The organism is Candidatus Brocadia sapporoensis (assembly GCF_001753675.2).
Lineage (GTDB): Bacteria > Planctomycetota > Brocadiia > Brocadiales > Brocadiaceae > Brocadia > Brocadia sapporoensis.
Map to the genome: position 1 here is coordinate 1 of NZ_MJUW02000116.1, position 4,761 is coordinate 4,761.

3 protein-coding genes are annotated in these 4,761 nt (G+C 40.5%); all 3 read right to left on the bottom strand.

What is annotated here, in order from left to right; translation table 11 throughout:
* Positions 1-170: 170 nt before the first annotated feature.
* Entirely contained in the window at positions 171-1,892 is a 1,722-nt protein-coding gene (locus BIY37_RS11645; protein WP_070068024.1) for an MIP/aquaporin family protein, read from the bottom strand.
* 154 nt (positions 1,893-2,046) lie between these two features.
* Positions 2,047-3,381 (bottom strand): restriction endonuclease subunit S, encoded by a 1,335-nt coding sequence (locus BIY37_RS13585; RefSeq protein ID WP_070068025.1) that lies wholly within the window; start codon positions 3,379-3,381, stop codon positions 2,047-2,049.
* Positions 3,374-4,402 carry a virulence RhuM family protein gene (locus BIY37_RS11655; protein ID WP_070068026.1) on the bottom strand — a complete coding sequence of 343 codons (1,029 nt, stop codon included), beginning with the start codon at positions 4,400-4,402 and terminating at the stop codon, positions 3,374-3,376. The genes BIY37_RS13585 and BIY37_RS11655 overlap by 8 nt, the downstream gene beginning before the upstream one ends.
* Between the last annotated feature and the right edge of the window lie 359 nt (positions 4,403-4,761).

Sequence of the window (4,761 nt, forward strand, 5' to 3'; positions counted from 1 at the left end):
TGACCCTTTTAAAAGCTCTTCTCCCTTTATCTAAAGCCATCTTATACTAATTTGCACTCTCTTTTACCCACACAACTACACGATGACCCCCTAAACTAATGCTCAAAATCAGCCACGAGTGTAACGAGTTGGTTGTATTGCCTCGTTGGGCATTGATTGGTTGTTTTTGCCTATCTCGTGTGTTCATTATTTGCTGATGCAAGCTCCAAGTACTCTTTCGGAGCTTCTAAGTTCAAACCTTTCGCATATATTTTTACTAGTCGATTGCCATGTTCGTCGAAGCCGATGCTGCCGATGAGACATGAATTTGCAACCTCTGGCTGGATATTTTTTAAGCGTAGATAGTTATTTCTAGTCCAAGCAAGAACCGACTTATGAAGAGGGTAGCATTCGCTATCGTATTCTTTCTCCTCTCTGATTTTCAGGCCCATGACGTTCAGACAGAACCCCAATATTTTTGAAGATTTATAGTTTGGAAATTTCTCCAACCGGAGTATTTCATCGTATAGCAAACGGCGGAGTTTAAAGCGGATAATTTTCCATGCTTTTCCCTTGTCTGATAGACCAAAAAATTCATACCACACGGAGTTGTAATGAATAGTCCAGCATTTATCTGGTGGTGCTGTCACTGAAGCAGCAGAGAATATGATTTCAAACATCAGATTTGCAACGTGGTCGTAAATGTCCTCATGCATCTGATCACCGCGTACACGCAAAGTAGTTGAAGGAACATTCTGTTGCTTGCCTATAAGGTCTATTGCATATTTAACGTACCGAACCACAGTCTGAAGCCTCTTAAAAATATCTGTAGAGTAGTAATCTGAAGAAATGTCATTCAGTTTGTAAACATCGCAGCAAGAGTTTTTAATATTTTCAAGAGCGCGATACAAGGCAAAGGGGTGTTGTGTCCAGTTGCCACTTTCAAGGTAGCTTTTTAGGGTAATCATCACGGCTCTGGAATAAGCTTCGAGCTGCGATGCGTCCCATGACCATAATATCTCATGGTGTATATCAAGTGTCGATCCTGTTTTTGAACCAAGCGCTTCCACCAGCCGATAGTTACCATATATGGCTTTACTAAAAGGTTTTAGATAGCCAATTAACCCCGAACTGTAGCCTTCGTCCTCGTGGTACAAAATCGAATCCTTATTAATAATCGCCTCTGTAGAAATATTTCTGGAGAATTGTCCGATAGGAAGGTCGTATTTCTCATTGCTTGCCATAGCCTCAAAAAACACCATTGCTGTTACAGGTGATGAAGCAACAATATGTCTGCATAGTTTTCGGTTGCCGATTAGTAGCAGTATGTCATACGCATAATCACCGACATTGGGCTTACGCCTTTTTTGCTCCTCTTTCTTATTGGTATCTTTTTGCCAACGAGGCGGATTTTGTCTTGAGAGTTTCACCAGATGTTCTGCAGACCTCGCCAATTCATCGGCAATAACAGGCAAGTCGCTTTCTGACCCTTTCAAAATTACTTTGTATAGTTCCTTGGCAAATTTCCTGTAGTTTTTCTTACAAAATATCGGAGGATTGATGACGGCGTAATACATCCATATCATTACAAGCAAGAGGAAAAAGGCACCGAACATTCCCTGCCATCCGGCTTGGTTTGCAAGAAAATTAGGTATTAGCCAACGCTCGGAAAACCAGACGTCAGTAAGCAGTGTTCCAAATCCAATAAACCCTATGAGGAGGTAGGTCAGCGGAAAAAGAGGGATTGGTGCTACAGCAACACGGAATCGATAACGAATATCTGTTACCGTGTAGACAATAACCAGAAGTGCCAGCGCCGAAATAAATTCAGTAAAACCGAATATCGACGATTCTAAACCACTTGGTGGCGTTATAAAACAAATTCCCAGATAGGTTTTTTCACATGCCAACATGCGTTCCTTTTACATCCTTATTTATTAATCGTGGATTGTTTCTATTATGTAGCACCCGTATGCCTAACAATTTATTATATACATACATATACAGCCAGCTAAAAAAGGGATATCTTACAAAAAGCAAGTTATGTACCTGGATTAAATCTGTTAATCATCCTTTCTCAAACACCTCTCGTAAAACGGATTGCATGAGCATTTCGGGCAATTCTTTGCGTTCGGCGACTTGTTTTTCCAGTTCATCAATCATCGCCATAATTTTATCCACCCGCTCGACAATGGCTTGTTGTTCAGCCAAAGGTGATAAAGGGAATCGGTAATCTCTCAGTTTGGTTGCGTTTATATTGGATTGCCCTAACGCATCAGCCTTCACTTCATAACACCATACACGATGGAAAGAAGAATTCATTATGAAATTCACATATTTCGGATAAACGCCTTCATGCATATGAAAACGCACAAGGTAACCAGCGTATATAGCCTTTTCTGTGTTTTCATAAATAGCCGTCTTTCCAACTAGCTCGCGACTGTTTGTTCTATTGAATAACAAATCGTTGTATTCTAACAAATACTTCTCTATCTCAGTTTCATCATCCGTATAGACTAAATCTCCCCAATCAATCCGGCCATTTTGTAAATTGCCCATTCTCAAAACAGGGATAGAACCGCCCTTGCTAGATTTTGCACTTGATCCATACTCAAAGCCATATGCAATTTCACCCAAACGACACCACACCCACCCCTCAGGCAGGATAAATGGTTTTTCTACTTCACTGATGGGTGGCAGGGCTTTTGCATTCTTCGCGCCCTTTGTGCTCTTCGTGAGCCGCTCTTTTTCGGCTTTGATCTTCTCAAGCAATTTTGAGGCGTGATTATCTCCGCTGATAAGTTCGGGATGTTCATTCCGCCATTTGGCCGTCAGCTTTCCTTCAATGGCTTCCTGCAATATTTGCTGGCGAAGTTGTTTGAGAAAAGCCCGCTGGTGAGCTATCTCACCGCTCAAATCATCCATTTCGTTTTCGATTCTTTTGAAAAAAGAAACGATCTCTTTTTGTGACTTAATATCCGGCAAATAAATTTCAAGAGGCAGAAAATGCTTGGGTTTTATTTCTGTTTTTATACCACCTTTAACCTGATCTTTAAGCGCTTGTACAAAAGATTGACTCCTGACAAATCGCTTAAAATAATCTATATCTATTTGCCTTTCATCAAAGACATATGACGAGTAATGAATAGTCGCCGTAATGGGTTCATCTCCATGATAAACAGCAAGGGCGCCCTTCGAAACATTGATCCCGGAAATAACAAGGTCTCCGGATTCGACAATGATCATATCTGTTTTGGAGTTTTTATCAGAAAGGTGAATTTCACCGGAAAAGTCTATCTTATTCAGCCTTTTCAATCCCTGTACAGTTTTATCGCTGGGATTATATCTGCCTTCCCGTTCTTTCAGAAAATGACTGATTTTTACTTTCTGCCACTCAGCCATTTTTCCGTCCTTTTTTCTTTGATATTTGTTTCGACGCTTTTTGCTCAATATCTTTTACCGCTCGGTCAAAGTCGGAAACGTAGTTCTTGTCCCGTTCTTTCCTGTATTTTTCAAATTTATCATCGTCTTTTTTCACTGCTTGTTCTGCGCTTACGCTTCCGGCGTTTGTTAGAAGTTCCCGTTCTCTTAATTTCAAAAACTGGTCGAGTTTTTCCACTGAGTCCGCCATCTTCATCAGCCTGCCGTTGGTTGCCTGCAATTCTGCAAAATCATGATACATAGACACGATAAGATTTAAGCGTTTTAACTCCTCTTCATGGAGGTAATTTTTCGCAATCTTTATATCCTGTGTGGTAATGTAATTCCCTTTAAAATTGGTCAGACCCATAAGGGGTTTTGTGCTGTCGGCCCGCCTGGCTATAATTTCCGCCGCGGTGTGCCCATGAACTGCATAGTGCATCTTGTTTTGCACGGTAGCAAAAAATTCCGTGGTCTGTTTTTCGTCTTTTCTATAATCAATGCTGGTGGCATAAATATCCGTCACTTTCTGATAAAAGTTGCGCTCGCTGCTGCGAATATCGCGGATACGCTGTAAAAGTTCCTGAAAGTATCGTGCCTTTTCACCGCCTTGCTTTAATCGTTCATCGTCCAGGGCAAAACCTTTAATAAGGTATTCTTTCAGCCGTTGTGTGGACCAAATACGAAATTGTGTTCCGCGCACCGACTTAACTCTGTATCCAACCGAAATAATTACATCAAGGTTATAATGTTTTACAGCGTATTCTTTGCCATCGGAGCCAGTTCGTCGGAATTCCCGACATACTGATTCTTCTTCAAGCTCTCCTTCTTTAAAAACATTTTGTATGTGCTCGGTAATAGTTGTTCGCCCTTTATCAAATAACTCAGCCATTTGATCCTGAGTAAGCCAGACGGTTTCATCTTCCATTTTAACCTGAAGCTTCGTTTGCCCATCGTCAGTTTGGTAAAGAATTATTTGAGATTTGTTTTGATTTTCACCCATTGCCAACATTCCTTTTTTGAGTTGTTAATCATTTCTTAACAACTGAAGCCTATAAATAGAACCCCGAAGGGGTAACATGATTGTAGAAAAAATACGGTAAACAACAGCCAATCCCGAAGGGATGACATGATGACTACAACACAAGATGTTTCATAGAAATAAAATATATCACCCCTTCGGGGTTTATTGCAGGTTTTTCACGTACTTTCTATAATCATTTCATCCCTTCGGGATTCTCCATTGGATTCAAATTCTAAGTAACGTTTTTTGTAACTATTTAGCGTACTTTCGCTCACAAACACTACGAGTGAACAAAATATTGATTCTGTAATCCCGAAGGGATGTCATTATTATAGCAT

Bases quoted from the DNA above. Each gene is read 5' to 3' on its own strand.
- BIY37_RS11645 (WP_070068024.1), bottom strand. From the start codon at position 1,892: ATGTTGGCATGTGAAAAAACCTATCTGGGAATTTGTTTTATAACGCCA.
- BIY37_RS13585 (WP_070068025.1), bottom strand. From the start codon at position 3,381: ATGGCTGAGTGGCAGAAAGTAAAAATCAGTCATTTTCTGAAAGAACGG.
- BIY37_RS11655 (WP_070068026.1), bottom strand. From the start codon at position 4,402: ATGGGTGAAAATCAAAACAAATCTCAAATAATTCTTTACCAAACTGAC.